We start from the raw sequence: 26,561 nt of genomic DNA, 5'->3' as shown, positions 1-26,561 counted from the left end.
GGGGCTCTGGGCTCCTGCTTTCGCAGGAGCACCGGGATGGAAAAGGATCACTCCGCGGCCTCCGCAAAGTCTTCGCCATGGAGCAGTTCGGCCGAGCAGCGCTGCATCGTCGGCGACGCGCGGCAAATCGCGTTGGTCAGATAGAAATCGGCTACCGGATAAGCCACCGAGCCCGACGCGGTGGCCGAAAGCGCAGGCGCCTTCCATTCGAACGTCACGAGGCCTTCCTGCCCCAGCGCCGGCACTTCGGCTGCCATTGCCGCGCGCAGTTCCTCGAAGCTGTCGAACGGCAGCGTGCGGCCGAGCCGGTCGGACAGCGCCCGCAGGATCGACCAGTCCTCGCGCGCGTCGCCCGGTGCGAACACCGCGCGCTCGGCGCGCTGGACGCGGCCTTCGAGGTTCACATAGGTGCCCGGCTTCTCGGCATAGGTCGCCGCGGGCAGGATCACATCGGCGTGATGCGCGCCCTTGTCGCCATGATGGCCGATGAACACCTTGAAGCTGCCATCGAACTTGGCGAAATCGACTTCGTCGGCGCCGAGGAAGAAGGTCAGCTTCGGTGCCGCAGCCACAACATCGGCGATGCCGCCCGTCTGCGCGAAGCCGAGCATCAGCGCGCCCATCCGCGCCGCGGCGGTGTGGATCACGCCGAAGCCGTTCCAGCCTTCACGGACCAGTTGCATCGGCTCGACCAGCGCCAGCGCTGCGCCGAACCCATCCTTGAGCGCGCCGGGGCCGACGATGACCAGCGGCTTCTTCGCGCCTTCGAACGCCTGGACCACTTGATCGGGCAGCTTGCCGAGCAGCGACAGATCATTGCCCAGCCATTCGAGCTTGTAAGTCAGATCGACCTCGGGCCCGAGCGCGAACACCTTGGCGCCCTTCTTGATCGCTTTCCGAACCCGCGTGTTGATCAGCGGCGCCTCCCAGCGGAGGTTGCTGCCGATCAGCAGGATCGCATCGGCATCCTCGACGCCGGCGATGGTCGGGTTGAACGCCACCGCGCCGAGGCTCGATACGTCATAGGCCATGCCGGTCTGGCGGCTTTCGAGCAGCTCCGAGCCGAGGCCCTTGAGCAGCGCCTTGGCCGCGTACATCGTCTCGCAATCGAGCAGATCGCCGGCGATCGCCGCGACGCTCGATCCGGCATTGACCGCGGCGATCGCGTCGAACGCCTCGTCCCAGCTCGCCTCGACCAATTTGCCGTCGCGCCGCACGAACGGGCGATCGAGCCGCCGCCGGACGAGCCCGTCGACATGATAGCGAGTCTTGTCGTGCGCCCACTCCTCGTTGACGTCCTCGTTGATCCGCGGAAGCACGCGCATCACCTGACGGCCGCGGCTGTCGGCGCGGATGTTGGTGCCGACCGCATCCATCACGTCGATCGACAGGTTCCGCTTCAATTCCCACGGACGATATTCGAACGCCACCGGCTTGTGAGTGAGCGCGCCGACCGGGCAGAGATCGACGGTGTTGCCCGAAAGCTCGCTCTTGAACGCCTTTTCGAGATAGGTCGTGATCTGCATGTTCTCGCCACGATAGATCGCGCCGATCTCGTCCACGCCCGCCACTTCCTCGCCGAAGCGGATGCAGCGGGTGCACTGGATGCAGCGGGTCATGATCGTCTTGAGGATCGGACCCATATATTTCTCGGTCACCGCGCGCTTGTGCTCGGTGTAGCGGCTATGGCCCTTGCCATAGGCCACCGACTGGTCCTGCAGATCGCACTCGCCGCCCTGATCGCAGATCGGGCAATCGAGCGGATGGTTGATCAGCAGGAACTCCATCACGCCTTCGCGCGCGGCCTTGACCATCGGGCTGTCGGTGCGGATTTCCTGATTGTCGGCGGCAGGAAGCGCGCACGAGGCCTGGGGCTTGGGCGGCCCGGGCTTCACCTCGACGAGGCACATCCGGCAATTGCCCGCGATCGACAGCCGCTCATGATAGCAGAAGCGCGGAATCTCCTTGCCCGCGGCTTCGCAGGCCTGAAGCACGGTGGCGCCCTGCGGCACCTCGACTTCGATACCGTCTACTTTGAGCTTGGGCATTATTCGGCAGCCTCTTGCATCGGCGCGTCGCCGGTGCCGTTGCGTTCGTTGATCCGCCGTTCGATCTCGGGGCGGAAGTGACGGATCAGGCCCTGAATCGGCCACGCCGCGGCATCGCCGAGCGCGCAGATGGTGTGGCCCTCGACCTGCTTTGTGACCTGGTGGAGCGTGTCGATCTCGCTGATGTCGGCGTCGCCGGTGCGCAGCCGCTCCATCACCCGCCACATCCAGCCGGTGCCCTCGCGGCACGGGGTGCACTGGCCGCAGCTCTCATGCTTGTAGAAATAGCTGAGGCGCGAGATCGCGCGGACGATGTCGGTCGACTTGTCCATCACGATCACCGCCGCGGTGCCGAGGCCCGAGCCGACTGCCTTGAGCCCGTCGAAGTCCATCGCGCAGTCGATGATCTGCGCCGCGGGGACCAGAGGAACCGACGAGCCGCCCGGAATCACGGCGAGCAGATTGTCCCAGCCGCCGCGGATGCCGCCGCAATGCTTCTCGATCAGCTCGCGGAACGAGATGCTCATCGCTTCCTCGACCACCACCGGCTTGTTCACATGGCCGCTGATCTGGAAGAGCTTGGTGCCCTTGTTGTTCTCGGCGCCGAAGCTCGCGAACCATTCCGGCCCGCGCCGCAGGATCGTCGGGACGACCGCGATCGATTCGACGTTGTTGACCGTGGTCGGGCAACCATAAAGGCCCGCGCCCGCCGGGAACGGCGGCTTCAATCGCGGCTGGCCCTTTTTGCCCTCGAGGCTCTCGAGCATCGCGGTCTCTTCGCCGCAGATATAGGCGCCGGCGCCGCGATGGACGAAGACGTCGAAATCATAGCCCGAGCCCGCGGCGTTCTTGCCGAGCATACCCTTGTCATAGGCCTCGGCGACCGCCGCGAAGAGCGTCTCTGCCTCGCGGATATATTCGCCGCGGATATAGATATAGGCGGCGCGCGCGCGCATCGCGAAGCCTGCGATCAGCGCGCCTTCGATCAATTTGTGCGGATCGTGGCGGATGATCTCGCGATCCTTGCACGAACCCGGCTCGGACTCGTCGGCGTTGATCACGAGGAAATTGGGCCGATCGGGACGCGGTTCCTTGGGCATGAACGACCATTTCGTGCCGGTCGGGAAGCCCGCCCCGCCGCGCCCGCGCAGGCCCGAGGCCTTGATGCGGTCGATGATCGTATCCTGGCCGAGCGCCATCAGCGCCCTGGTATTGTCCCAGTCGCCGCGCTGGAGCGCAGCCGACAGGTTCCACGGCTGGAAGCCGTAGACGTTGGTGAAGATGCGGTCCTTGTCCTGCAGCATCCTAGCGCCCCTGCCCCACGAGCTTCTGGACCACCATGAAGGCGACCACGGCGAGCCCGACGAGGATGATGATCCCGAGCAATTTGAAGGCGATCTTGAGCACCCAGCCGCCGACGATGATCGCGCCGATCACCGCGAGCGCCACGAACAGGACGTTCTTGGTGTCCTGGCTCATGCCCATTCCCCGCGATAATCGTGGTTCCCGGTCACCATCGCGGTGAGGTTGGTCGTGCCGCCTGCGGCTTCGACGGTGTGGCGGCCCGGCTCCTGCGTGCCGGTCTTGGGCTGCTCGCCTTTGGCCAGCGCGTCGAGGATCGCGATCGTGCGGTCGAAATCGAGATCCTCGTAATTGTCGTCGTTGATCTGCACCATCGGCGCCGAAGCGCAGCTGCCAAGGCATTCGACCTCGGTCAGCGTGAACATGCCGTCGGCGGTGGTCTGGCCCTTGTGCATCCCGCGGCTCTTGCATGCCGCCATCACGTCGTCCGATCCGCGCAGCATGCACGGCGTCGTGCCGCAGACCTGCACATGATAGCGGCCGACCGGCACGAGATTGAACATCGTGTAGAAGGTCGCGACCTCGAACACGCGGATATAGGGCAGGCCGAGCTCGCGCGCGACGAACTCGATCACCGGCACCGGCAGCCAGCCCTGGGTATTGGTCTCGGCGCCGACCTGACGCTGGGCGAGGTCGAGATAGGGGATCGTGCACGACATCTGCCGGCCCGCCGGATAGCGGCCGAGGACCTCGCGCGCCTTCTCGGCATTTTCGGCCGACCAGGCGAACGCGCCCCAGCGCGCGCGGGTCTCGGCCTCGTCTGGGATTTGTGGGGCGTCAGCCATCAGCGAATGAACTCCACCCGATCGACCTTGTCGTCGGAGAACGAATAAACAGCCATCACTTCGAAGGGCTCGGCCTCGGGCGAGCGCATCACCTTCTCATGCAGCACTGCAGTCTGGCCCAGCTGCCAGCCGCCGAGAATCTCGACGCGGTTGCCAGGAAACTCGGCAAACATCGCCTTCAACCCCGAGCGCACGCCTTCCTTGCCCTCACGGACCACCGCGCCGCGATAGCCCGCCTCGCTCGCGCCGTCGGTCATCAGCGCGACATAGGCATCGGCATCCTGCGCGTTGTAGCGCGCGATCATCTCGCGCGCGGTTGCCAGCTTGTCGCCGCTCACCGGTCGCACTCCCCGAACACGATATCCATCGCGCCCAGCACGGCGGTGATGTCGGCGAGCATATGGCCCTTCGACATGAAATCCATCGCCTGGAGGTGACTGAACGCAGTCGGGCGGACCTTGCAGCGATACGGCTTGTTGGTGCCGTCGCTCACCAGATAGACGCCGAACTCGCCCTTGGGGCTCTCGGTGGCGACATACACCTCGCCCGCGGGGACGTGATAGCCTTCGGTGAACAGCTTGAAGTGATGGATCAGCGCTTCCATCGACTGCTTCATCTCGCCGCGCTTGGGCGGCGCGACCTTGCGGTCGGTGGTCAGCACCGGGCCCTCGGGCATGTCGCGGATGCACTGCTTCATGATCCGCGCCGACTGGCGGACCTCCTCGACGCGCACCATGAACCGGTCATAGCAGTCGCCGCGGGTGCCGACGGGAATGTCGAACTCCATGCGGTCGTACACATCATAGGGCTGCGAACGCCGTATGTCCCAGGGGATGCCCGCGGCGCGGATCATCGGCCCCGAGAAACCCCATGCGATCGCGTCCTCACGGCTGACCACCGCGATGTCGACGTTGCGCTGCTTGAAGATGCGGTTCTCGGCGACGAGGCTGATCGCATCCTCGAACAGCCGCGGGAGCCGGGTGTCGAGCCAATCGGCGATGTCGGTGAGCAGCTTGAGCGGGACGTCCTGCCGCACCCCGCCGACGCGGAAGTAATTGGCGTGCATACGCGCGCCCGAGGCCCGCTCGTAGAAGTTCATGCAGTCTTCGCGCAGCTCGAACAGCCACAGGTTCGGCGTCATCGCGCCGACGTCCATCACGTGCGAACCCAGGTTCAGCATGTGGTTCTTGATGCGGGTCAGCTCGGCGAAGAACACGCGGAGATATTGCGCGCGAAGCGGCACCTCGAGATCGAGCAGCTTCTCGACGGCGAGCACGTAACTGTGCTCCATCGCCATCGGCGAGCAATAATCGAAGCGATCGAAATAGGGCAAAGCCTGGGTGTAAGTCTTGTACTCGATCAGTTTCTCGGTGCCGCGATGAAGCAGCCCGACATGCGGATCGATCCGCTCGATGATCTCGCCGTCCAGTTCGGTGACGAGGCGAAGCACGCCATGCGCCGCCGGATGCTGCGGGCCGAAATTGATCGTGTAATTGGCGATGGCGACGTCGCCGGTGGCCGGGTCGCTGAGACCCTCGCCGGCGCGGTCCATCATCGTTTCGACGGTGTCGGTCATTCGTTCTGCCCCTCACCCTTGGACGGGACCACATCGGGGTCTTTGGGCTTGGATTTGCGCCGGTTGCCCGGGGAGTTTTCCCCCGCGCCGGTCGACGCCGTGCTGTCATCGGTCTTGGCCCGCTTGGCACGCGGCTTTGCCGCCTTGGTCGCAGGCGCGTCGGCCTTCTGGATCTCGTCGGCGCTCAACGGCGTCGGCGCGCCCTTGGCTTCGGGAACCTTGGGGGCGTCGACCGGCGCAGGCGCCGGAGCGGCGGGCTTGGCCTGCGGCGTGTCGGCAGGGCCGGGTCCGGGCACCGCTTTCTCGTCGCCGGGCAACACATAGGCGGCCCCTTCCCACGGGCTCATGAAATCGAAATTGCGGAAATCCTGCGCAAGGCTGACGGGCTCATAGACCACGCGCTTGGCTTCTTCGGAATAGCGCAATTCGACATAGCCGGTCTGCGGAAAATCTTTCCGAAGCGGGTGCCCGACGAAACCGTAATCGGTGAGGATGCGGCGCAAATCGGTATTGCCGTCGAACAGCACGCCGTACATGTCGTAGACTTCGCGCTCGAGCCAGCCGGCCACCGGCCAGATGCCCGTGACCGACGGCACCGGCTTTTCCTCGTCGGTGGTCACCCGCACGCGGATGCGGTGGTTGCGGGTGAACGACAGCAATTGATACACCACGTCGAAGCGCTCGGCGCGCGACGGATAATCGGCGCCGGCGATCTCGCTCAATTGCTGATATTCGAGCCCCGGCGTGTCGCGCAACGCCAGCATCGCCGGCACCAGCGACTCGCGCGCGACGGTCAGCGAGACCTCGCCCACGGCATCCTTGCTCTCGACCAGCATGCCGCCGAGCGCAGCCTCGGCCGTGGCGATCACGCCATCGTTGGGCGCATATCTTGGAGCGGGCGCCCTCACCGTTCGAGCGTCCCGATGCGGCGGATCTTCCGCTGGAGCTGCATCACGCCATAGAGCAACGCCTCGGCGGTCGGTGGGCAGCCCGGGACATAGATGTCCACCGGAACGATCCGGTCGCAGCCGCGCACGACGCTGTAGCTATAGTGATAATAGCCGCCGCCATTGGCGCAGCTGCCCATCGAAATGACGTATTTCGGCTCGGACATCTGGTCATAGACCCGGCGCAGCGCCGGAGCCATCTTGTTGCACAAGGTGCCCGCCACGATCATCACGTCCGACTGGCGCGGGGAGGCGCGCGGCGCGGCGCCGAAGCGCTCCATGTCGTAGCGCGGCATGTTGACGTGGATCATCTCGACCGCGCAGCAGGCGAGCCCGAAGGTCATCCACCACAGCGAGCCGGTGCGCGCCCACTGGAACAGCTCCTCGGTCGAGGTGACGAGGAAGCCCTTGTCGCCGATCTCGGCATTGATGTCGTCGAGGAACGCCACATTGGGAAGCGTCCCCGCAGGCGGAGGGCTGAGTTCTACTCCCACTCCAACGCACCTTTCTTCCACGCATAGACAAGCCCGAGCGCAAGCTCGGCAATGAAGATCATCATCGAGATCCACGCGGTCCAGCCGAGGTCGAACACCGAGACGGCCCATGGATAGAGGAACGCGGCTTCGAGATCGAAGATGATGAACAGGATCGCGACGAGATAGAAGCGCACGTCGAATTGGCTGCGCGAATCCTCGAAGGCCGGGAAGCCGCACTCATATTCGGTGAGCTTCTCCGGCGTCGGCTGATGGGTGCCGGTGAGCCGGCCTACCAGCATCGGCAGAAACACGAAGGTGCCCGAGAGCAACAGCGCGACGCCGAGGAACAGCAGGATCGGCAGATATTGCGATAGATCGACCAAGATGCCTTCTCGCAGATGCGGAAACTTGGGGGGCTTCTAGGACTGTGAAAGGAGTGCGGCAAGGGCGGAAAACCCTGAGAATCACTCGCAACTAGCAGCGGTTAAGGCACGCCGAACGCGACGATCGCAGCCCCTTTGCGCGGCGCCGTCTCGCCCTTGGCCGCAGCCGGCCAGCCGGCATCCGCGACGATCAGCAAACGCTTGCCGTCCGCGACGAGTTGCGTCGGGTCGGTCAGCGGCGCTCCACGGAGCACGACCTCGGACTCGATCCCGGTGCCGGTTACGCGAAAAGCGATCAGCGAAGCGGGGCTGCCGGCATTGTAGATCGTGAAATAGCGATCTCCCACGCGTACCAGTCCGTCCACGCCGCGCAACGGCTTGCCGTCGGGCAGCGGCAGCAGCGCGCGCTCCCCGCTCGCCAGATCCACGCCGGCAATGCCCCGGCCGTAATCCGCGACGATCAGGCGCGTGCCATCCTGGGTGCGCGCGGTTCCTTGCGCCGAGCGGCCGATTCCCGGGGCGATCAGGGTGCGGAAACTGCGCGCGTCGGGCGCCAGCCGATAGACCGCGCCGTTGAGCGCGTCCGAGACGAACACACCGCCTTCGTCCGCCGATACGTCGCCGGGGTGGAAGCCTTTCGCTGGCGCGAGCCGCGCTTTCAGCCGCCCTTTCCTGTCGACCGCCACCAGTGCGCCGCTGTCGCACCGCGCGATCCCTGGAAGCTCAGGACAATCGGTCGCGATCCAAAGCCAGTCGCGCCGCGCGTCGAACGCCAGCCCCAGCGGATACAGCGTGCCCTTCGGCATGGCGAAACGGCCGAGCCCGCCCGACGTTCGGACGAGGATCGTACGATCGAGGACGCTGGACAACCAAACGACCTTGCCGTCGGTGGCGATGCCCTCGACAAGCCGATGCTCGGCCGGCGCAGCGAACAGGGTCTGTGGCGCGTCCGCTGCGGCACCGAGGGCCAGCAGCAGCGCGCCCGCGCGGATCACCGGAGCGAATTCGCGACGAGCTTGTGCAGCTTCGAATGGAGCACGTCGTTGGCGGCGAGGAACTGGTTGCGCTCGCGCGCCATGTCCTGCCCGCGATAGTCGGTAAGGAAGCCGCCGGCCTCCTTGACCAGCAGCATGCCGGCCGCGACGTCCCACGGCTTGAGATCCGATTCCCAATAGCCGTCGAAGCGCCCCGCCGCGACCCAGGCGAGGTCGAGCGCCGCGGCACCCATCCTGCGGATTCCGGCGACTTCGGGCGCGACCGCGCCGAAGATGCGGCTCCATTCGGCGAAATTGCCATGGCCGAGGAACGGGATGCCGGTGGCGATCAGCGCATCGGCGAGGTCGCGCCGCGCCGAGACGCGCAGGCGCTGGTCCTGCAGCCACGCGCCGCGGCCCTTCTCGGCCCAGAAGCTCTCGTCGGTGATCGGCTGATAGATATAGCCGTGGGTGATCTCGGGCTTGCCCTGCGCGCCGTGGGGATCCTCTACCGCGATCGACATGCAGAAATGCGGGATGCCGTGCAGGAAGTTGCTGGTGCCGTCGAGCGGATCGATGATCCAGCGCGGCTTGTCGGGATCACCGGCGATCTCGCCGCGCTCCTCGACGAGGAAGCCCCAATCGGGCCGCGCCTTCTGGAGCTCCTCGATCAGCGTGTCCTCGGCGCGCTTGTCGGCGACCGACACGAAGTCGGCCGGCCCCTTGCGGCTCACCTGGAGGTGCTGGACCTCGTTGAAGTCGCGCCGCAGCCGCGGCCCCGCCTTGCGAACCGCGCGCTCGATGACGGTGATGATGCCGGAGTGAGAAACCATTACTTGCCAATCGTCTGAAGGGTTTGTGCGAAGCCCTGGATGGACTTCGCGATCATGATCTCGTTGCGGTTCAGCGCGTTGAGCAGCGCCAGCGCCTCGGCAGGCGGAACCACCGGCCGCCGGGCCGCCTGCTGCAGCGCCGATACCATCTGGTCCCCTGCCGATGCCATATCGCCTACCAGCGGCGTGGCGATATCAAGCAGCGGATCCATCGCCGCGCCTCCGCCGCCAAGCGCGCGAAGCGCCACCTTGTCTTGCTCCCAACTAGTTCGAACCCCGGCTGTCGCCTGCGTCGCGCGCGGGACCAAGGCACCGAGCGCCTTCCCGATATCGACGCCGGCCCGGCTCATCGGACCGGTCAATGTCAGTTTGGCCGCCTCCGCTGCAACGATTCGCAGCTCCAACCCGTTGCGGGTGAAACCGAAACGCGCGGCGGCCTGAAAGGCGCGCAGCGGCAGGATGGTGCCATCGATCAGGATTCCGGCGCCCGCGCGGACCTTGGGCAGCAATTGCACTGCACCCGCGCGATCATCCGCCGCCACCTTGGCGAGGAGCAAGTCGAGCTGGTCCATATAATCGACCGCAGCGGCAAACTGGACCCGTTGGCTTTCGATGAGCCGATCCGGATCGAACCTGAGGGCCGCCGCCCGCAGCTCGGCCGGCATCGGCGGGAACTGCCCCAGCGCCTCCGCCGAACGACGATATGCGGCCCTAATCCGATCGGTGCACGGCCGGACCTGCACCGCAGCGGCGCGCGCGGCGGCGGCATCGCGCGCCCCAATCACGCTGTTGAGCTGCGGCCCGCAAGCCGCTGCCGCACTCGCCGGCTCGGCCGACAAGGCAGCGAACTTCCCGATCCAGTCCCCGACCGCCACGAGCGGATCTGCCGGCCGGGTCTGCGCTACTGCCGGCGTGGCGGCGAGCAGCGCCGCCGCGAGGAGCAGGCGCGCGAACATCCTCAGTCCGCGCGGCGGACGTAGGTCTGTTCGTAGACGTCGACGACGATCCGGGTCCCCGACGCGATGTGCGGCGGCACCATGATGCGCACGCCATTGTCGAGCACGGCCGGCTTGTACGACGACGATGCCGTCTGGCCCTTCACCACCGCATCGGCCTCGACGATCGTCGCTTCGATCGTATCGGGCAGCTGCACGCTGATCGCTTCTTCGTCATAGAGTTCCATCACCACGTCCATGCCGTCCTGCAGGAAGGCGGCCGCGTCGCCGAGCAAATCGCGCGGCAGCGTGGTCTGGTCGTAGGTTTCCTTGTCCATGAAGGTCAGGATGTCGCCCTCGGCGAACAGGAACTGGAAATCCTTGGTGTCGAGCCGGACGCGCTCTACCGTCTCGGCCGAGCGGAAGCGGACATTGTTCTTGCGGCCGTCACGCAGGTTCTTCATCTCGACCTGCATGTACGCACCGCCCTTGCCCGGCTGGGTGTGCTGAATCTTCACGGCACGCCAGATGCCGCCTTCATATTCGATGATGTTGCCGGGACGGATGTCCACGCCGCTGATCTTCATGGATCGAGACCTGTAAGCTGAGAAAGAGCGAAGGCCGGGCCTTTAGCGATGCATCACGCTTCGGGCAAGCGCGCCGCCATGGCCGCGTCGATGCGGCCCTGCGCCTCGGCGCTCCAGATCTCCGGATCTCCGGGTTCCGGCAGGCCCGGAAAGCTCGGCACGTCGTCGGGCACACGGGCGAGCGGGTGCCGCGTGACCGTGAAGAAATGCGCGTCGGGCAGGATCCGCTCGTCGAGCGTCCCGCCCCGGACGAAGCGTATGGCATCGCCGAAATCGGGATGGGTGCCCCAGAGCCCGACGCCGCACCGCGGGCAGCGCGCGCCGCGCGTGACCATGCTCCCGGACCGGGTGACGAAGAGTTCCGGCTCGCCGTCGGTCAGCATCTCGATCCGGTCCGCCTCGATCATCGCATTGATCGCGAACGCCGATCCGGTCTCGCGCTGACAGACGCGGCAGTGACACCCGTTCACGAAGATCGGCGGCGAAACCATCCGGAAGCGGATATACCGGCAATTGCACCCGCCCTGCATATTGGTTCTCCCTTGCCGTGGGGGAACATAATACGAACGTCAGCGTCGGCCCGCAAGTAGCGGCCAAGGATTGACCGGCTGGCCCTTCCACCAGCTCTCCGACGGATGCATGTGCGCCAGCGCGAAATGGAGGTGGTAATTGCCGGCCCCGGCATTGCCGGTGTCGCCGACAAAGCCGAGCAGATCGCCCGCCTTCACATGCATGCCCTCCGCCACGCCCGGTGCGTAGCGCTGGAGATGAGCGTAATAATAGCTCCATTGCCGGTCGGGCGAGCGCACATAGAGCGTGATCCCGCCCCCGCCCTGGCTGTAGAACAATTTCTCGACCATGCCCGGCGCCGCGGCGATCACCGGAGTGCCGCCCGGCGCCATGATGTCGGTCGCCTGATGCGCCCGCGCGCCATTCGCGCGCGACTGGCCCCAGGTGTCGACGATCTGCGCTCGCGACACGCCCTGCACCGGCACCGTCAGCAGCGGATGGGTCCAGTTGCCGGCGGGCGCCGCCGGCGCTTCGGCGGTCTGGACCGCCGGCGGGGCAACCGGCGCCGCGGGTTCGCCGGGGACGATGCGGATCATCGACGCCAGTCCGGCCAACGCCAGAAGCAAGATCGCCCCTACCCCCATCGTCACCCGCTTTAGCACGGGACTATTCCTGGAACACGGCTTCGGCGCCGGGCTTGATCATCAGCGCCAGCCGCGCCGCGTCCCAATTGGTCAGCCGGATGCAGCCATGGCTCTGGGTGCGCCCGATCGTCTGCGGCTCCGGGGTGCCGTGGATGCCGTAATGCTCCTTGGAAAGGTCCAGCCACACCACCCCGACCGGACCGTTCGGCCCCGGCGGCAGCATCGCCTTCTCGTCATCCTTCTTGGCGTCCCAGAACAGGTCCGGATTGTAGTGGAACTTCGGATTGGTATCGATGACGTTGATCTTCCACGTGCCGATCGGCAGCGGATCGTGCTGGCTGCCCATCGTCGCGCTGAACTGGGCAACGAGCTTGTCGCTCGCGTCGAACACCTTGAGCACCTTCTCGGACTTGTCGACGACGACGTGATCGCCCGCCGGCTGGCGCGCATCGACGTTGAGATCGGTCAGGGTCTGGCGCCATTCGGGTTTGAGCTCGCCCTGATAATCGCGCGACTCGGCCACGACATTGGGGAAGAAGAAGGCGGTGTCCGGCGCGATCGTGCCGCCGCCCGGATTGAGCTCGACCAGCACCTCGGGGGTGGTGTGGAACATCTCGGCGAGCTTTTCGAGCGGCCGGGTATAACCGAGCGCGGGCAGCCTCGCCTGGTCCTCGGGCTCCCTAGGCATCGGATTGATGAACGGGCCCCGCAGCATCGCCGGGTCGATCGTCACCCGGGTAACCGGGCGCCGGGCACGATATTCGTGGAGCGCCCACAAGGTCGCGCGGTCGAGCTCGCCGCTGGTCTCGAGCCCGCGGGTCAGCTGGAATGCCTTCAGGGCCGCGGTGAGCGACTGGCCCTCGCGCCCGTCGACGATCCCGGGCGAGAAGCCGAGCGCGTCGAGAATCACCTGCGCGTGCATGATCGTCCAGTCGATCGGCGGCTTGCCCTTGGGCGCCTCGGGAGCGGCGGCGAGCGGCGCGAGGGCGATCGCGGCGAGCCCCGCGGCGGCAAGCAATTTTTTACGCAAAGACAAGCTCCTGACCAACATGGGTTGGCCGGGAGAACGAATGCGCGCGCCCTTGTTTCCGGTCCGACCGGGCGTCAGCCCGCCAGCACTGCTTCGAACGCCTTGATCGCGGCGGCCTCGTCGCCACCCCAGACCGCTCCCGAGACCGCGAGGAAGTCCGCCCCGGCAGCGATCAACGGGCGTGCATTTTCGGGGGTGATCCCACCGATCGCGACGCACGGAATCTCGAACACGGTCGTCCACCAGCTCAGCAGCACCGGCTCGGCACGGTGGCGCACTTCCTTGGTGCGCGTCGGATAGAAAGCGCCGAACGCGACATAATCGGCGCCCGCCTCGCCCGCCTCCATGGCGAGGTGGCGGCTGTCGTGCGCCGTCACTCCGATCTGCGCCGAAGGGCCGAGCACCGCGCGCGCCTCGCGCGGGTCGCCGTCCTCCTGGCCGAGATGCACGCCGTCGGTGCCGAGCCGCTTCGCGAGGCTGATGCTGTCGTTGACCAGAAACGCCACGTCACGATCGCCGCAGATGCGCTGGAGCGGCTCGGCGAGCTTCGCGGCCTCGTGCTGGTCGACATTCTTGACCCGGAACTGGAACGCCGCCACCGGCCCGGCATCGAGCGCGCGCGCCAGCCGATCGGCGAACCCTCCGGTCACGTCGAGCGGCGAAACCAGATAGAGCTGGCACGCCGGCCGCCGCGAATCGCGAACGAATTGATCCGCGAAGCCTTCCAGCGCGTTGTCGGCGTCGAAATCGTCTTCGGGATCGTGCATGGTCAACTCCGGGCTCGCGGAAATCCGCATCGGTTGTTCGGGCTGGGTCTACGCCCATTGGCGTGGCCGCTTCTACCCCGAGAAGCTGGCGGTCAAGAACTGGTTCGCCTTCTATGCCGAGCATTTCGACACGGTCGAGATCAACAACAGCTTCTACCGCCTGCCCAAGGCCGAGACGTTCGACGCGTGGCGCGACCAGGCGCCGCCGGGATTCTGCTATGCGGTCAAGGCCAACCGCTTCCTCACCCAGGCGAAGAAGCTCAAGGATTGCGCCGAGCCGCTCGACCGGATGATGACGCCGTTCCGCCACCTCGCGCCGGCGCTGGGCCCGATCCTCTACCAGCTTCCGCCGCGCTTCAGGCTCAACCTGGAGCGGCTCGACAGCTTCTTGCAGCTACTCTCAAGAGATGTAGTCAACATCTTCGAGTTCCGGGATAAAAGCTGGTACGTCGACGAGGTTTTCGCGCTGCTCGACCGCCATGGCGCGGGCTTCTGCGCGCACGACATGCCCGGACTGGAGAGCCCGAGAGTGGCGACGGGACCTGCGGCCTATGTCCGCTTCCATGGCGGCGAGGGCAAATATTGGGGACGCTATCCCGACGAACGCCTGCTCGGCTGGGCCGACTGGATGCTGGAGCAAGCGCGCGGCGGGCGAAGCGTCTGGGCCTATTTCAACAACGATATCGAAGGTCACGCGATTCAGGACGCGCTGACGCTCAAGGGGATGGTGGGGCAATTCCGGCGATGAGCCTCCACTTTCACCTCAACAGGCGTAGTTCGCCCCCCCCGGGTTACCCGCCGTAACCGAAACTGGGCCCCGGCCTTCGCCGGAGAACAAGGTTTTGCGGGACGGAAGTTGCGAAAGTTATGGATCTGGCGCAGTTTTGGCGATCCTGCGCTCACGAAATTATCCCGACGCGACAGCGAGGCTTCACCCAGGCGCTGCTTTCGCGCCGCCAAGGTCACACCCGCGCGACACCAAAGTCACGCCCGGGCGACGCCCAGGCCACACGCACGCGGCATCTTCGCGCCGACGAAGTTGCGAGCTGATCCGACGATGTCAAAGAACGGCCGGCAGTACCGGCCGCCCGAGGCCAGCAGGCGAAATCCTACATTGCAGGGGTGAAGCCCTATCCCAGAGTCTTGGCTCTTTTACCGTCATCCGAGAGGCGAATGCCCAGCGGCGCGGTGGATCCCGGACTGTAAGGCTTTCCGACGTGAAACCTTCGGTTTTCCGGGAAAGTCTAACATCCGGGATGACGGCGATAGGTATTGTATATGGACCTCAGCCCCGCAGGAAACTCGCGCCCGCCACCGGCCGAGTCTCCGCGCTGAGCTCGAACCCGGCGATCAGCGGGCGGCCCTTGGCGATCGCGTCGCGCACTGCCGGAAGCTGCAGCGACGCCTTGTGGCTCGCCGCATCGTCCCAGATCTCGGTGATCCAGGTCGCGTCGGGATCCTTGCCGTCCTCGGCAATCAGATAGGCGCGGCATCCGGGCATCGCCCCGGTGCCCGAGCCGAGGATCGCGATCAATTCGGCGCGCTTGCCCGGCTGCGCCTTGATCTTGCCGATCATTCCGAACGGTATCTGGTCTTCCATCTTGATCCCCTTTGCCGATGCGTGCGTGCCGATCAGCGCGAGCGCGAGCCCGGCGAGCACGGGCCGACGCCCGAAATTGCTGTTCATGGTGCCGCCACCTCCCTGTCGGCCGCATCGATAGCAGCTGCGAGCGCGGCGTGGAACGCCGCCGGGCCGTCGACCGGTGCGCCACGCTGCGGATCGCCCGCAATCGCCCGGCGCGCATCAGCAGCTGGTCCTCGCCGAGCAGCACCGGCAACCGCCGGAACGAAGCGATGATCATGACCAGCCAGACGATTCCCGAGAGGCTGGCCAGCGACAGCGCGAGCGCGACGCGCCAGTCCCACAGAGCGACGAGGAAGTGGACGACCACCAATTCGGTGCAGGCGAGCCCGAAGAACACCCACATCATCGGCGCAAGGCTGCGATGATAGGGGTGTTCGCTCGGGGTCACGCCGCGATCATTCCTCGCCCTTGTAGATGCGCATCAATTTGTCGAGCATCGCGATGGCGTCCGCGCGCTTGCGCTGGAAGGTGTTGCGGCCGATGATCGAGCCGTTGCCGCCGCCGTCGCGAATGTCGCGCGCGTCCTGATAGATCGCGTCTTCGCCCTTGGCCGCGCCGCCCGAGAAGACGACGATGCGGCGGCCGTTGAAGCAGCTCTTCACCACATGCTTCACCCGGTCCGACTGGGCCGACCAGTCGGTGCCCTCATAGGCCTTCACTGCATCCTTCTGCTCGATATGCGCGGAGGGCAGCTTGACCTTGATGATGTGCGCGCCGAGCAGAGCCGCCATGTGCGCGGCATAGGCGCCGACGTCGAGCGCCAGCTCGCCTTCCTTCGAGAGATTGCCGCCGCGCGGATAGGACCAGAGCACCGTCGCGATGCCGACCGCCTTGGCCTCGGCCGACAGCTCCTTGATCTCCTCGATCATGTCGAACACGTCGTCGGCGCCGGGATAGATGGTGAAGCCGATCGCCGAACAGCCGAGCCGCAGCGCATCGTCGACTCCGCCGGTGACGGCCTGGTTGATCCCGGTCGCCCAGCTGTTCGAGCTGTTGAGCTTGAGGATCGTCGGGATCTGGCCGGCAAAGGTGTCGGCGCCGGCCTCGATCATGCCTAGCGGCGCGGCATAGGCGCTGAGGCCGGCGTCGATCGCCAGCTGATAGTGATAATGGGGATCATAGGCGTCGGGGTTGACCGCGAAGCTGCGCGCCGGTCCGTGCTCGAAGCCCTGGTCGACCGGCAGGATGATCAATTTGCCGGTTCCGCCGAGCCGGCCCTGCATCAGGATGCGGGCGAGATTGGCTTTGACCCCGGGATTGTCCGATTCGTAGTTCGCGAGGATGGCGCGGACTGCGGGCGTGATGCTCATGACTTCCCCTTGGATTGTCCCTGTGCCGCGGGCTCTAGCCAGCCCTTCGCACCTGCGAAAGCCTGACAACGACAGACAAGGCGAGCCGCCTTCGCCGCACGGCAAGAGGGGAGCCGGTTTTCCGACTCGGGGTCATCCATGGCGAACGGCTCAGTGGATCGCGAATTGCCGCCCGGTAGCCGGGGCGCTCCGCGCCACCTTGAAGCGCGCCGCCTGCCGCACGAGCGCCACGACCTCGTTGCTGAGCGCGCGCGACGCCGCTGAGGTTTCCTCGACCATCGCCGCATTCTTCTGGGTCGATTGGTCCATCGTGGCGACTGCGGCGCTGATCTCGGTCACGGCGGTGGCTTGCGCCTGATTGTCGGCAGCCATCGTGCCCAGTAATTTATGGACGTCGCTGACGCCCGAGGCGATGCCGGCGAGCGCGCCGTCGACCTTCTGGACCGCCGCGACGGCGGTGCCGATCTCGTCCTGGGTGGCGACGAGCTGCTCGCGGGCGCGCTTCGCTTCTTCCTCGGCACGCATCGCCAACGCGGAGACGAGGTCGGCGACGACCGCGAAGCCGCGGCCCGCCTCGCCGGCGCGGCCGGCCTCGACCGCGGCGTTCATCGCGAGAACGCGGGTCTGGAAGGCGATCTTGTCGAGACCTTCGATCACGTCGTCGATGCCCTTGGCGCTTTCCGACACGCGTTCCATCGCCTGAACCGCCTCGTCGGTGACGGCACGGCCGTCGCGGAGGTCGCAGATCGCGTCGTCGGCGCTATGCACCGTCTCCACCGCCGCGCGCGCGGCGGCCTTGAGCCGGCCGTCCATCTGGGCAATCGCGGCGGAAGTCTGTTCGAGGCTGGCGGCGTTGCTCTCGGTGCGGCGGGCGAGATCCTCCGAGGCAGTGGCGATCTCGCCCGAACCCGCCTGGATCGCCTCGGCGCCCTCGCGGACGCTGCCGATCAGATCGCGCAGCGCGCCGAGCGCGTCGTTGAAATTGGTCCTCACCACGGCATAATCCGCGGGGAAGCCCGCGCCGATCTCGGCAGTGAGGTCGCCCTGCGACAATTTGCCGAGACCTGCGGCCAGCGTGTCGACCACCAGTTTCTGCTCGGCGTCGGCAATCGCCTTGGCGCGATCGGCGGCTTGCTTGGCGACCGCCGCGTCGCGGAACACCAGCACCGCGCGGGCCATGTCGCCCAGTTCGTCGTCGCGATCGCCCTCGGGCACGTCGACGCGGTTCTCGCCACCGGCGAGCTTCTTCATCACCCCGGTGAGCGCGACGACCGGACGGCCGAGCAGGCCGCGCAGCAGCACCCACAGGGCCAGCGTGACCAGCAGCATCACCACCACCCCGGTGCCGACCGCCCATTCCTGATCGTGGCTGGCAGCGCTCATTTCCTCGAGGCTGGCCTGGACCGCGGCATATTTCTCTTCGCGCAGCGCCTCGGCGCCGCCGGTCATGTCCTCCACGGCATGCGAGGCGCCGCTGCTGCCGGCGAGCTCGTGGATCCGGCTGGCCTGGGTTTCGGACATGCGCGCGAGCAGCGGATCCGCCGCGCTCTGACGCCATGCCGCCGTCGCCGCCAAAGTCTTCCGCAACAGTGCTGCGTCCTTGGGATCGGACAGCATCGGTGCGAGTTGCTTCGCCGCGGCGTCGAAGCGCTTCATGCTGTTCTCGAACGCCGCCGCGTCGCGCGGATCGCCGCTCACCGCGAAGCCGCGCAGGTCCGCGACCGCGGTCAGCAGCGCATTCTCGACCTGCGCCGAAAGCGCCTGCTCCCTGTCGACCTGCTCGTTGGTCGCGGTGAGCGCCGAGACATGCGCCGATACGAGGAAGACATAGCCGAGCGTGATCGCCGCCGCCGCCATGATCGCTGCGAACGCAGCGGCGAGTTTTTTGGAAATCGACAGGGATCGCAGCATGACAGGGTTCCGAAACTGCGGACGCGACGGAAGCGTCCGAGATACTCGGAATCATTATAGGCCGACGTAGCGTCAGGCTGCGTCCGGCCCGCGATAACAACTGGTTAGCGGGACGTTACCCAGGCCGCTCAGCCCACCAGCGCGGCGACCCCGGGCAGTTCCTTGCCTTCCATCCATTCGAGAAAGGCACCGCCGGCGGTCGAGACGAACGTGAAATCGTCCGCCACGCCGGCCTGGTTGAGCGCGGCGACGGTGTCCCCGCCCCCGGCTACCGAGACCAGAGATCCCTCCCTGGTCAGCGCCGCGGCGGTCCTGGCGAGTGCGACGGTGGCGGCGTCGAACGGCGGGGTCTCGAACGCGCCCATCGGACCGTTCCAGACCAAAGTCCGGCAATTCTTGAGCACGTCGCCCAGCGCCTCGGTCGCGGCGGGGCCGACGTCGAGGATCATCTCGTCTTCGGCGACCTCGTGGACGTTGACCGTGCGCACCGGTGGATTGGCGCGGAATTCCTTCGCCACCACCACGTCATAGGGCAGATGCACCGTGCAATTGGCCTTGTCGGCGGCGTCGAGGATCGCCTCGGCGGTGCCGGTGAGGTCGTGCTCGCACAGCGACTTGCCGACATTCACGCCGCGCGCGGCGAGAAAGGTGTTGGCCATGCCGCCGCCGATGATCAGGTGATCGACCTGCGCGACGAGATGCTTGAGCACGTCGAGCTTGGTCGAGACCTTGGCGCCGCCGACCACCGCGGCGACCGGATGCTCGGGATTGCCGAGCGCCTTGTCGAGCGCGTCGAGCTCGGCCTCCATCTGGCGGCCGGCAAAGGCGGGAAGCCTGTGCGCCAGGCCCTCGGTCGAGGCGTGGGCGCGGTGCGCGGCGGAAAAGGCGTCGTTGACATAGAGATCGCCCAATGCGGCGAGCCGGTCGACGGTCTCGGGGGCGTTCTTCTCCTCGCCCGGATCGAAGCGGGTATTTTCGAGGATGCCGACCTCGCCGTCGGCCATCGTCGCGATCACGCCCTCGGCGTCCTGATCGTCGATGAAGCGGACCGGGCGGCCAAGCACCGCCTCGAACGGTCTGGTGACCAATGCGAGGCTCATTTCGGGGTTACGCTGGCCCTTGGGGCGGCCGAAATGGGCGAGGACGATCACCTTCGCGCCCTTGTCGGCCAAGTCGGCGACCGTCGACACCGCGGCGCGCAGCCGAGTGTCGTCAGTCACCTGACCATCGGCCATCGGCACGTTGAGGTCCTCGCGGACGAGCACTCGCTTGCCGGTGACGTCGCCCATGTCGTCGAGCGTCTTGAAGTTGCGCGGCATATGTCGACCCTTGTCCGTATGCGCTCCCCTCCCGCTTGCGGGAGGGGTCTGGGGAGGGCCCTGGCCGCAAATGCGTCGCCGAGGCACTCCCCTCCCCTAGCCCCTCCCGCGAGCGGGAGGGGAACAGCTTAACCCAGCTTCGCCATCGCGGTCGCGGTGTCGACCATGCGGTTCGAGAAGCCCCATTCATTGTCGTACCAGCTGACCACGCGGACCAATTTGCCGTCGATGACCGCGGTCTCGAGGCTGTCTACGGTCGACGAAGCCGGCGTGTGGACGATGTCGATCGAGACGAGCGGCTCGTCCGAATAGACCAGCACGCCCTTGAGCGGGCCGTTCTCCGACGCCGCCTTGAGGATCGAATTGATCTCGTCGCGGCTGGTGTCGCGCTTGGGCGTGAAGGTCAGGTCGACGAGGCTGCCGTCCGGCACGGGGACGCGGATTGCCGAGCCGTCGAGCTTGCCCTTGAGCTCGGGGAGCACTTCGCCGACCGCGCGGGCGGCGCCGGTGGTGGTCGGGATGATGTTCATCGCCGCGGCGCGGGCACGACGCAGGTCCGGGTGGATCTGGTCGAGGATCTTCTGGTCGTTGGTGTAGGCGTGGACGGTGGTCATCAGGCCGCGCTCGATGCCGACGCTGTCGTTGAGCACCTTGGCGACCGGCGCGAGGCAGTTGGTGGTGCACGATGCGTTCGAGACGATCGTGTGGGCTGCCTCGAGCTTGTCATGGTTGACGCCGAACACGACGGTGAGGTCGACATTCTTGCCGGGGGCCGAGATCAGCACCTTTCTGGCGCCGGCGTCGATGTGCTTCTGGGCGGACGCGCGATCGGTGAAGAAGCCGGTGCATTCGAGCACCAGCTCGACGCCATTCGCGGCGTGCGGCAGGTTGGCAGGGTCCTTCTCCGCGGTGACCTTGATGCGCTTGCCGTCGATGACGAGGTCGTTGCCGTCGGCGGAGACGGTGCCCGGATATTTGCCGTGGACGCTGTCGCGGCTGAACAGCCAGGCATTGGACTTGGCGTCGGCGAGGTCGTTGATCGTCACCAGCTCGAGCCCGCTGTCGGGACGCTCGAGGATCGCGCGCGCGACCAGCCGTCCGATGCGCCCAAAACCGTTGATCGCAACCTTCGTCATGCCTGTTCTCCGTTCAACCTGGCGATGATCCGCGGGACGATGTTCCCTGCGGTGAGCCCATAATGCTCGTAGAGCCCCAGATAGGGACCCGAGGCGCCGAATACATCGACCCCGAAACGAAGCCCGTCGCTGCCGGTGTAGCGCTCCCAGCCGAAGGTCGCGCCGGCCTCGATCGACACCTTGAGCGCGTCGTGCGGCAGGATGTCGCGCTTGTACTGCGCATCCTGCGTCTCGAAATGCTCGAAGCTCGGCATCGACACGACGTCGGCGCCGATGCCCTGCGCTTCCAGCGCCGCGCGGACCGACACCGCAACCTCGACTTCCGATCCGGTGGCGATCAGCACCACCTTGCGCGGCGCCTCGGCTTCGAACAGCGCATAGCCGCCGCGCGCGCAGCGATTCTCGGCAGCTTCGGTGCGCAATTGCGGCAAATTCTGGCGGCTGAGCGCGAGCAATGCCGGGCCGTCGCTCCGGCTGAGCGCGAGCTCCCAACACTCCGCGGTCTCGACCGTGTCGCACGGGCGATAGACGTGGAGATTGGGGATCATCCGCAGGCTCATCAGATGCTCGATCGGCTGATGGGTCGGGCCGTCCTCACCGAGCCCGATCGAATCGTGCGTCATCACATAGACGACTCGCGCCTGCTGGAGCGCCGAGAGACGGATCGCGCCGCGGGCATAGTCCGAGAAGACGAGGAAGGTGCCGCCATAGGGGATCACCCCGCCGTGCAGCGCCATGCCGTTCATCGCCGCGGCCATGCCGAACTCGCGGATGCCGTAATAGAGGTAGCGCCCCTCATAGGTGCCGGCGGTGAGCGCGACGAGCTGTTTGGTCAGCGTGTTGTTCGAGCCGGTGAGATCGGCCGAGCCGCCGATCGTCTCGGGCAGCAAGGTGTTGATTTCCTCGAGCGCCATCTCGGACGCCTTCCGCGTCGCTACCTTTTGCGGATTGGCGAGCAATTGCTCGACATAGGGCTTGAGCAGATCGGCCGGCACCTCGCCGCGCCGGTTCCAGCCGAGCCGGTCGGGATGCGCGTCGAGCCGTGCCTGCCATTCGGCGTGCGGCTTCGCGCCGCGCTTGCCGGCGGCGAGCCATGCCTCGCGGATGTCGCCGGGGATCTCGAACGCCGGGTGGTGCCAGCCGAGCGTCTCGCGCGCGGCGGCGACTTCGTCCTTGCCGAGCGCGGCGCCGTGCACCTTGGAGGTGCCCTGCTTGTTGGGCGCCCCCTTGCCGATGATCGTGCGGCAGCGGATCAACGACGGCCGGTCGTCCGAAATCGCTTCCTCGATCGCAGAGACGATATCGAACTCGTCATGGCCGTCGCACTCGACGACATGCCAGCCGGTGGCTGCGTAGCGCGCCGGGATGTCCTCGCTCGACGACAAGGACACCGAACCGTCGATGGTGATCTTGTTGTCGTCCCACAGCACGATCAGCCGGTCGAGCTTGAGATGCCCGGCGAGCCCGATCGCCTCGTGGTTGATGCCTTCCATCAGGCAGCCGTCGCCGGCGATCACCCAGGTGCGGTGATCGACCAGATCGTCGCCGAACACGCCGTTGAGGTGCCGCTCGGCGATCGCCATGCCGACCGCCATCGCCAGCCCCTGGCCGAGCGGACCGGTGGTCGCCTCGACGCCGGCTAGCTCGAAATTCTCGGGATGCCCCGCGCAGGGGCTGCCGACCTGGCGGAAGCGCCGGATGTCGTCGAGCGTCGGGCGGGCATAGCCGGTCAGATGGAGCAGCGAATAGATCAGCATCGAGCCATGGCCGGCCGACAGCACGAAGCGGTCGCGATCGACCCATTTGGGGGCGGCGGGATCGAATTTCAGATAGCGCTGGAACAGCACCGTCGCGACGTCGGCCATGCCCATCGGCATGCCGGGATGGCCCGAATTGGCGGCCTCGACGGCGTCCATCGAAAGGGCGCGGATCGCATTGGCGCAATCGCTGAAGGAAACGGTCACCGGGACTCCCCATGCTGGTCGCGGACGCCTTTGGGACGCAGCCGCCCGCGCGTCAACCGCCGCGCCGGCCGGTTTTGCGAAGCCGTTCGTTCGCCACGCAAAAACGACGGACGGTTAGCCGCATCGACTCTTGCCGCGCCGGCCCGCGCTGCCTAATCCACGCAATCATGGCCCCAAGCCCGGAAGATCGTATCGAACAGGCACTCGCGCGGATCGAGACCGCAGCAGCGGCGCGCGCTTATGCGACGGCGCGGCTCGCGCGCCGCCACAGCAAGTTGCGCGCCCGGATCGAGGAAGCGGTGGCCTCGCTCGACGTGCTGATCGCGCGCGAGAGCCAGAGCGTCGAGGCCGATTGATGGCCGAGATCGACATCAGCATCGCCGGTCGCAGCTATTCGGTCGCTGCGCGCGACGGCGACGAGCCGCATCTGCGCCACCTCGAATCGATTCTGCAGAAGCATGCGGAGACCGCGCATCGCGCCTCGGGCGGGCTCAACGCCGAGCGCACTTTGGTCTATCTCTCGCTGATCCTCGCCGACATGGTCGACGAAGTGCAGCGCAATCCGCCCGCGGGCGTGTCGCCGGTGCTGCTCGAACGCATCGCCGACCGGCTCGAGGCCGTGGCGGCGGCGCTCGAGGAAGACGCGGCGGAGGCTTGAGACGTAGCCTCCTTCTCCCCTTGTGGGAGAAGGAAGGGGCCCGCTCGCATTAGCGAGGGGGAAGGATAAGGGGATGTTGGTCAAGTCACACGCCCCCTCACCCTTCCGCCGATTTCATCGGCTCCCTGCCTTTCCCACAGGGGGAGAGGGATTTCGGGATCCCCGGTTGCGCCGCGCCGCTCGCCATCCTACATGCATCCGCGGCGGGAACTGCCCGGTACGAGCCTTGGCATATCCCTGAGGCTATTCATCATCCATGGGAGCTGTCCCTGTGCAGATCCAGGTCTGTCGCACATGGTTCCCACCTGACGTAACGCGCGTCAGAGGATATTCTGGCAAACGGCCATGGCGGTCCCGCCACCGCATTCTTCCCCGATGATGCTCGACAAGCCCGCGCTGCGCGCCAAGCTCCGCGCCGACCGCGACCGCTTCGCGGCGCAATCGTCGACCGCGATCCTCGCGCCCGAGGCCTTCGTCGAGCGACTCCGGCCCGGCCTCACCATCGCAACCTATTGCCCGGTGGGCAGCGAGGCCGACCCGACCCAGCTCGCCGCCGCCGCGGCGACCGCAGGCTGCACCCTCGCTTTGCCTTTCGTAGTCGATCGCGCCTCGCCGATTCGCTTCCTCGCCTGGCAGCTCGGCGAACCGCTGGTCGCGGGTCCGTTCAGTCTTCACCAGCCGGATCCGACGAGCCCGGAAGTCGCTCCCGACATCATCCTCACGCCGCTGGTCGGCTTCGACCGCCGGCTCAATCGCCTCGGCCAGGGCGCGGGCCATTATGACCGGGCATTCGCGCGCTATGAGAATGCATGGCGGGTCGGGATCGCCTGGTCGGTGCAGGAGGTTCCCGCCATTCCCGCCGACATCTGGGACGTGCCGCTGCAGGCGATCATCACCGAGGAGGGCATGTTGTGGCACGCGGAGAAGTGAAGGCCAGCTGGCGCAAGCCCGCGGGCACCTTGGCGATCCTCCTGCTCATCCTCGTCTGGGTGGTGCTGGTCGCCAGCTTCTCGGCCCAGATCGGCGCATTGCCGATCCTCGTCCAGCTGGCGATCTATGTCGTGCTCGGCGTGGTCTGGATCGCGCCGCTCAAGCCGCTGCTGCGCTGGATGGAGACCGGAAACTGGCGCCTTCCGCGCAATTGAGCAGTCGCAAGCGTCGCGAAAGCGCGCTAGCGGAGGCCCGGCACTAGCGGAGGAAACATGGCTTTCAGGCGCAATCGTACCGTGGGGCTCGCGGGCTATTCGGATGCCGCACTCCTGCTGGCCCGCCTGGTTGTCGGCGCCTTTCTGATCTGGGGCGCCTGGGACAATATCCAGAGCGCGGCACGGATGGCGGAATTCGCCCGCTTCCTCGGCGCGCACGGCTTTCCCGAGCCGCGCTGGCTCGCTCCGGTCTCGGTCTGGGCACAGTTCGCCTGCGGAGTCAGCTTCGTGCTGGGGCTCGCCACGCGCTGGACGGGGCTGCTCTGCGCGATCCACTTCGCCGTGGCGATCGCGATGGTCGATGCAAGGCTCGGCATCCGCGCCGCCTTTCCGGCGACCAGCCTGATCCTGTTCGGATTGCTGTTCGCGACGCTCGGCGCCGGCCGCTACGCAGTCGACGCGATGTTCGGAGGATCGCGCCGCTAAGGTTTGGCGGAAGGTTTGTCGCCCGTCGGGTCCTTCCGCTTGCCGAACTTGCGCATCGCCAGCCACGCGCCGCCCGCCGCCGCCAGCAGCGCCGCCAGCCCGATCAGCCATTTCTGCAGCGCGCCCATCACCCGCGCGCCCCGCCCAAGCGAATCCTCGATCGCCTTGGTGCGATCCTCGCGACGTTGCGACGCCGAGACCTCGACGAGCACGTCCACCGGGCGGTTCGCCAGCGAGAAGCGGCGGCGCTTGCCGTCGGGCCCCATCGCGTCGGCCGAAACGGTGAGCAGCAGGCGCTGGGAACCGGCGCGCAGGGGCTTGACCTGCCATTGCCAGACGTCGCGGCGGTCGGCGCCGAGGCTGCGCGACGGCCCTTCGGTTCCCTGCAGCGCGATCTCGAACGCATTTCCGGTCAGCGTCGCGGTCATGAACGCGCCGACCTGCAGCGCGCGCTCCTCGAGCCGACGCCCCGCGCGGCGCACCACTGCGCGCACTTCCTCGACGTCCGCAGCCTTGCCGATGCTGAGAGTCAGATCATAGGTGGTATCAACGGTCATCTTCGCGGGCGGATCGAACGCCAGTACGCCGGGGCGCAACCGCGATTTCTGCCGGGTATATTCGCGACAATCGGCCGCCGGGACATCATCGTCCACCGCGTCGCAGGGCACCAATCCGCCTTCCGCCTCGCGCGCTGCGGTGCGAGGCGGCATCCCGGCTGCTCCGCCGGCCTGCGGCCCCGCCGAGGCAAGCGGCGGGGAATGATTCTCGACCGGGATTTCCGGTGGGTCGCCGGCCTCGGTGGACGGCGCAGGCTGCGGAACGGGCACCGGCTCGTCCGGGCCCATCATCGCGCTGTCGGTACTCGGATTCGGTGCCGGGCCCGGTTCCGGCGCCGAGCAATGACTGCAGACGAACAGAACCGGAAGCAACAAAAGCACAGGGCGCCGCATCGCCATCTCCCCAGATGCACGCAGTCGCGACCATTATAGTTGCATGGCATTGAAGGCTTCGGAGCCGCCGAAGTCAATCGCGACGATCGTCTGTCGAGGGGCATGGCGCGAGTGACGGGGCTCGAACCCGCGACCTCCGGCGTGACAGGCCGGCGCTCTAACCAACTGAGCTACACCCGC

31 protein-coding genes and 1 tRNA gene are annotated in these 26,561 nt (G+C 66.7%); 7 read left to right on the top strand and 25 right to left on the bottom strand.

Translation table 11 applies throughout. The features are described 5' to 3' along the window. Positions 1-47 precede the first annotated feature (47 nt). The 17 genes from nuoG to thiE all read right to left on the bottom strand — a co-directional run bounded on the left by nuoG (position 48) and on the right by thiE (position 13,857). Entirely contained in the window at positions 48-2,048 is a 2,001-nt protein-coding gene (gene nuoG, locus Q9Q95_RS05630) for an NADH-quinone oxidoreductase subunit NuoG (protein ID WP_306094766.1), read from the bottom strand. Next, positions 2,048-3,352 carry an NADH-quinone oxidoreductase subunit NuoF gene (gene nuoF / locus Q9Q95_RS05625; RefSeq protein ID WP_306094764.1) on the bottom strand — a complete coding sequence of 435 codons (1,305 nt, stop codon included), beginning with the start codon at positions 3,350-3,352 and terminating at the stop codon, positions 2,048-2,050. Before nuoF ends, nuoG begins: the two co-directional genes overlap by 1 nt. 1 nt (position 3,353) lies before the next feature. Then, positions 3,354-3,527 (bottom strand): hypothetical protein, encoded by a 174-nt coding sequence (locus Q9Q95_RS05620; protein ID WP_306094762.1) that lies wholly within the window; start codon positions 3,525-3,527, stop codon positions 3,354-3,356. Next, positions 3,524-4,195: an NAD(P)H-dependent oxidoreductase subunit E gene (locus Q9Q95_RS05615; RefSeq protein WP_306094760.1), complete on the bottom strand. Its 672-nt coding sequence runs from the start codon at positions 4,193-4,195 to the stop codon at positions 3,524-3,526. Before Q9Q95_RS05615 ends, Q9Q95_RS05620 begins: the two co-directional genes overlap by 4 nt. Then, complete coding sequence (locus Q9Q95_RS05610) at positions 4,195-4,533, bottom strand: nuclear transport factor 2 family protein (RefSeq protein ID WP_306094758.1); 339 nt, start codon at positions 4,531-4,533, stop codon at positions 4,195-4,197. The genes Q9Q95_RS05615 and Q9Q95_RS05610 overlap by 1 nt, the downstream gene beginning before the upstream one ends. Beyond that, positions 4,530-5,771 carry an NADH-quinone oxidoreductase subunit D gene (locus Q9Q95_RS05605; protein ID WP_371876691.1) on the bottom strand — a complete coding sequence of 414 codons (1,242 nt, stop codon included), beginning with the start codon at positions 5,769-5,771 and terminating at the stop codon, positions 4,530-4,532. Before Q9Q95_RS05605 ends, Q9Q95_RS05610 begins: the two co-directional genes overlap by 4 nt. Next, positions 5,768-6,679, bottom strand: a complete 912-nt coding sequence (locus Q9Q95_RS05600; protein ID WP_306094757.1) for an NADH-quinone oxidoreductase subunit C — start codon at positions 6,677-6,679, stop codon at positions 5,768-5,770. The genes Q9Q95_RS05605 and Q9Q95_RS05600 overlap by 4 nt, the downstream gene beginning before the upstream one ends. Beyond that, the gene (locus tag Q9Q95_RS05595) at positions 6,676-7,212 is read right to left on the bottom strand and encodes an NADH-quinone oxidoreductase subunit B family protein (RefSeq protein ID WP_306094755.1); all 537 of its coding nucleotides are present in this window, start codon (positions 7,210-7,212) and stop codon (positions 6,676-6,678) included. The genes Q9Q95_RS05600 and Q9Q95_RS05595 overlap by 4 nt, the downstream gene beginning before the upstream one ends. Further along, positions 7,203-7,577, bottom strand: a complete 375-nt coding sequence (gene ndhC / locus Q9Q95_RS05590) for an NADH-quinone oxidoreductase subunit A (RefSeq protein WP_306094753.1) — start codon at positions 7,575-7,577, stop codon at positions 7,203-7,205. Before ndhC ends, Q9Q95_RS05595 begins: the two co-directional genes overlap by 10 nt. 101 nt (positions 7,578-7,678) lie before the next feature. Then, complete coding sequence (locus tag Q9Q95_RS05585) at positions 7,679-8,572, bottom strand: hypothetical protein (protein ID WP_306094751.1); 894 nt, start codon at positions 8,570-8,572, stop codon at positions 7,679-7,681. Continuing rightward, entirely contained in the window at positions 8,569-9,384 is an 816-nt protein-coding gene (locus tag Q9Q95_RS05580) for an inositol monophosphatase family protein (RefSeq protein WP_306094749.1), read from the bottom strand. The genes Q9Q95_RS05585 and Q9Q95_RS05580 overlap by 4 nt, the downstream gene beginning before the upstream one ends. After that, positions 9,384-10,340, bottom strand: coding sequence for a hypothetical protein (locus Q9Q95_RS05575; protein WP_306094748.1), 957 nt, complete (start codon positions 10,338-10,340; stop codon positions 9,384-9,386). Before Q9Q95_RS05575 ends, Q9Q95_RS05580 begins: the two co-directional genes overlap by 1 nt. Before the next feature lie 2 nt (positions 10,341-10,342). Further along, positions 10,343-10,906, bottom strand: coding sequence for an elongation factor P (efp, locus tag Q9Q95_RS05570; RefSeq protein WP_306094746.1), 564 nt, complete (start codon positions 10,904-10,906; stop codon positions 10,343-10,345). 53 nt (positions 10,907-10,959) lie between these two features. Further along, a complete protein-coding gene (locus Q9Q95_RS05565) occupies positions 10,960-11,436 on the bottom strand; it encodes a GFA family protein (protein ID WP_306094744.1) in 477 nt (158 codons plus the stop codon). Positions 11,437-11,475: 39 nt separating this feature from the next. Next, a complete protein-coding gene (locus Q9Q95_RS05560) occupies positions 11,476-12,042 on the bottom strand; it encodes a M23 family metallopeptidase (protein WP_306094742.1) in 567 nt (188 codons plus the stop codon). 40 nt (positions 12,043-12,082) lie between these two features. Next, positions 12,083-13,090, bottom strand: a complete 1,008-nt coding sequence (locus Q9Q95_RS05555) for a L,D-transpeptidase family protein (protein ID WP_306094740.1) — start codon at positions 13,088-13,090, stop codon at positions 12,083-12,085. 74 nt (positions 13,091-13,164) lie between these two features. Beyond that, positions 13,165-13,857 (bottom strand): thiamine phosphate synthase, encoded by a 693-nt coding sequence (thiE, locus tag Q9Q95_RS05550; RefSeq protein WP_306094738.1) that lies wholly within the window; start codon positions 13,855-13,857, stop codon positions 13,165-13,167. Here thiE and Q9Q95_RS05545 point away from each other — a divergent pair. After that, positions 13,856-14,605, top strand: a complete 750-nt coding sequence (locus Q9Q95_RS05545) for a DUF72 domain-containing protein (RefSeq protein WP_306094736.1) — start codon at positions 13,856-13,858, stop codon at positions 14,603-14,605. The two genes, thiE and Q9Q95_RS05545, sit on opposite strands and share 2 nt — an antisense overlap. 537 nt (positions 14,606-15,142) lie before the next feature. Here the strand turns inward: Q9Q95_RS05545 and Q9Q95_RS05540 are convergent. Beyond that, complete coding sequence (locus Q9Q95_RS05540; RefSeq protein ID WP_306094735.1) at positions 15,143-15,544, bottom strand: putative quinol monooxygenase; 402 nt, start codon at positions 15,542-15,544, stop codon at positions 15,143-15,145. A 50-nt stretch (positions 15,545-15,594) separates the two neighbouring features. On the opposite strand from Q9Q95_RS05540, the gene Q9Q95_RS05535 reads away from it, so the two are divergent. Beyond that, positions 15,595-15,867, top strand: coding sequence for a hypothetical protein (locus Q9Q95_RS05535; protein ID WP_306094733.1), 273 nt, complete (start codon positions 15,595-15,597; stop codon positions 15,865-15,867). Positions 15,868-15,897: 30 nt separating this feature from the next. Here the strand turns inward: Q9Q95_RS05535 and Q9Q95_RS05530 are convergent, their stop codons facing one another. From Q9Q95_RS05530 to tkt, 5 genes are all read right to left on the bottom strand, one after another. Further along, a complete protein-coding gene (locus Q9Q95_RS05530) occupies positions 15,898-16,812 on the bottom strand; it encodes a class I fructose-bisphosphate aldolase (RefSeq protein WP_306094730.1) in 915 nt (304 codons plus the stop codon). 150 nt (positions 16,813-16,962) lie between these two features. Beyond that, positions 16,963-18,723, bottom strand: coding sequence for a methyl-accepting chemotaxis protein (locus Q9Q95_RS05525; protein WP_306094728.1), 1,761 nt, complete (start codon positions 18,721-18,723; stop codon positions 16,963-16,965). Positions 18,724-18,851: 128 nt separating this feature from the next. Then, a complete protein-coding gene (gene pgk / locus Q9Q95_RS05520; RefSeq protein WP_306094727.1) occupies positions 18,852-20,042 on the bottom strand; it encodes a phosphoglycerate kinase in 1,191 nt (396 codons plus the stop codon). Between the two features lie 128 nt (positions 20,043-20,170). Next, the gene (gene gap, locus Q9Q95_RS05515) at positions 20,171-21,178 is read right to left on the bottom strand and encodes a type I glyceraldehyde-3-phosphate dehydrogenase (protein WP_306094725.1); all 1,008 of its coding nucleotides are present in this window, start codon (positions 21,176-21,178) and stop codon (positions 20,171-20,173) included. Further along, a complete protein-coding gene (tkt, locus tag Q9Q95_RS05510) occupies positions 21,175-23,142 on the bottom strand; it encodes a transketolase (protein ID WP_306094723.1) in 1,968 nt (655 codons plus the stop codon). Before tkt ends, gap begins: the two co-directional genes overlap by 4 nt. 167 nt (positions 23,143-23,309) lie before the next feature. On the opposite strand from tkt, the gene Q9Q95_RS05505 reads away from it, so the two are divergent. The 5 genes from Q9Q95_RS05505 (at position 23,310) to Q9Q95_RS05485 (ending at position 25,431) form a co-directional block, all read left to right on the top strand. Next, on the top strand, positions 23,310-23,498 hold the full coding sequence (locus tag Q9Q95_RS05505) for a hypothetical protein (RefSeq protein ID WP_306094722.1): 189 nt from the start codon (positions 23,310-23,312) through the stop codon (positions 23,496-23,498). Next, positions 23,498-23,800, top strand: a complete 303-nt coding sequence (locus Q9Q95_RS05500) for a cell division protein ZapA (protein ID WP_306094720.1) — start codon at positions 23,498-23,500, stop codon at positions 23,798-23,800. The genes Q9Q95_RS05505 and Q9Q95_RS05500 overlap by 1 nt, the downstream gene beginning before the upstream one ends. 345 nt (positions 23,801-24,145) lie before the next feature. After that, complete coding sequence (locus Q9Q95_RS05495) at positions 24,146-24,730, top strand: 5-formyltetrahydrofolate cyclo-ligase (RefSeq protein WP_306094718.1); 585 nt, start codon at positions 24,146-24,148, stop codon at positions 24,728-24,730. Next, positions 24,712-24,945: a DUF2842 domain-containing protein gene (locus Q9Q95_RS05490; RefSeq protein WP_306094716.1), complete on the top strand. Its 234-nt coding sequence runs from the start codon at positions 24,712-24,714 to the stop codon at positions 24,943-24,945. The genes Q9Q95_RS05495 and Q9Q95_RS05490 overlap by 19 nt, the downstream gene beginning before the upstream one ends. Positions 24,946-25,002: 57 nt before the next feature. Next, positions 25,003-25,431 (top strand): DoxX family protein, encoded by a 429-nt coding sequence (locus tag Q9Q95_RS05485; protein ID WP_306094714.1) that lies wholly within the window; start codon positions 25,003-25,005, stop codon positions 25,429-25,431. Here Q9Q95_RS05485 and Q9Q95_RS05480 read toward each other — a convergent pair. Continuing rightward, positions 25,428-26,279 carry a hypothetical protein gene (locus Q9Q95_RS05480; RefSeq protein WP_306094712.1) on the bottom strand — a complete coding sequence of 284 codons (852 nt, stop codon included), beginning with the start codon at positions 26,277-26,279 and terminating at the stop codon, positions 25,428-25,430. The genes Q9Q95_RS05485 and Q9Q95_RS05480 overlap by 4 nt on opposite strands. A 205-nt stretch (positions 26,280-26,484) precedes the next feature. Beyond that, positions 26,485-26,561: transfer RNA gene (locus tag Q9Q95_RS05475), tRNA-Asp, on the bottom strand.

Origin of the sequence: Sphingomonas sp. DG1-23 (genome assembly GCF_030730875.1) — a bacterium.
Taxonomy (GTDB): domain Bacteria; phylum Pseudomonadota; class Alphaproteobacteria; order Sphingomonadales; family Sphingomonadaceae; genus Sphingomonas.
The sequence above is the reverse complement of the archived record's forward strand: the minus strand, read 5'-3'. Positions and strand labels throughout refer to the sequence as shown.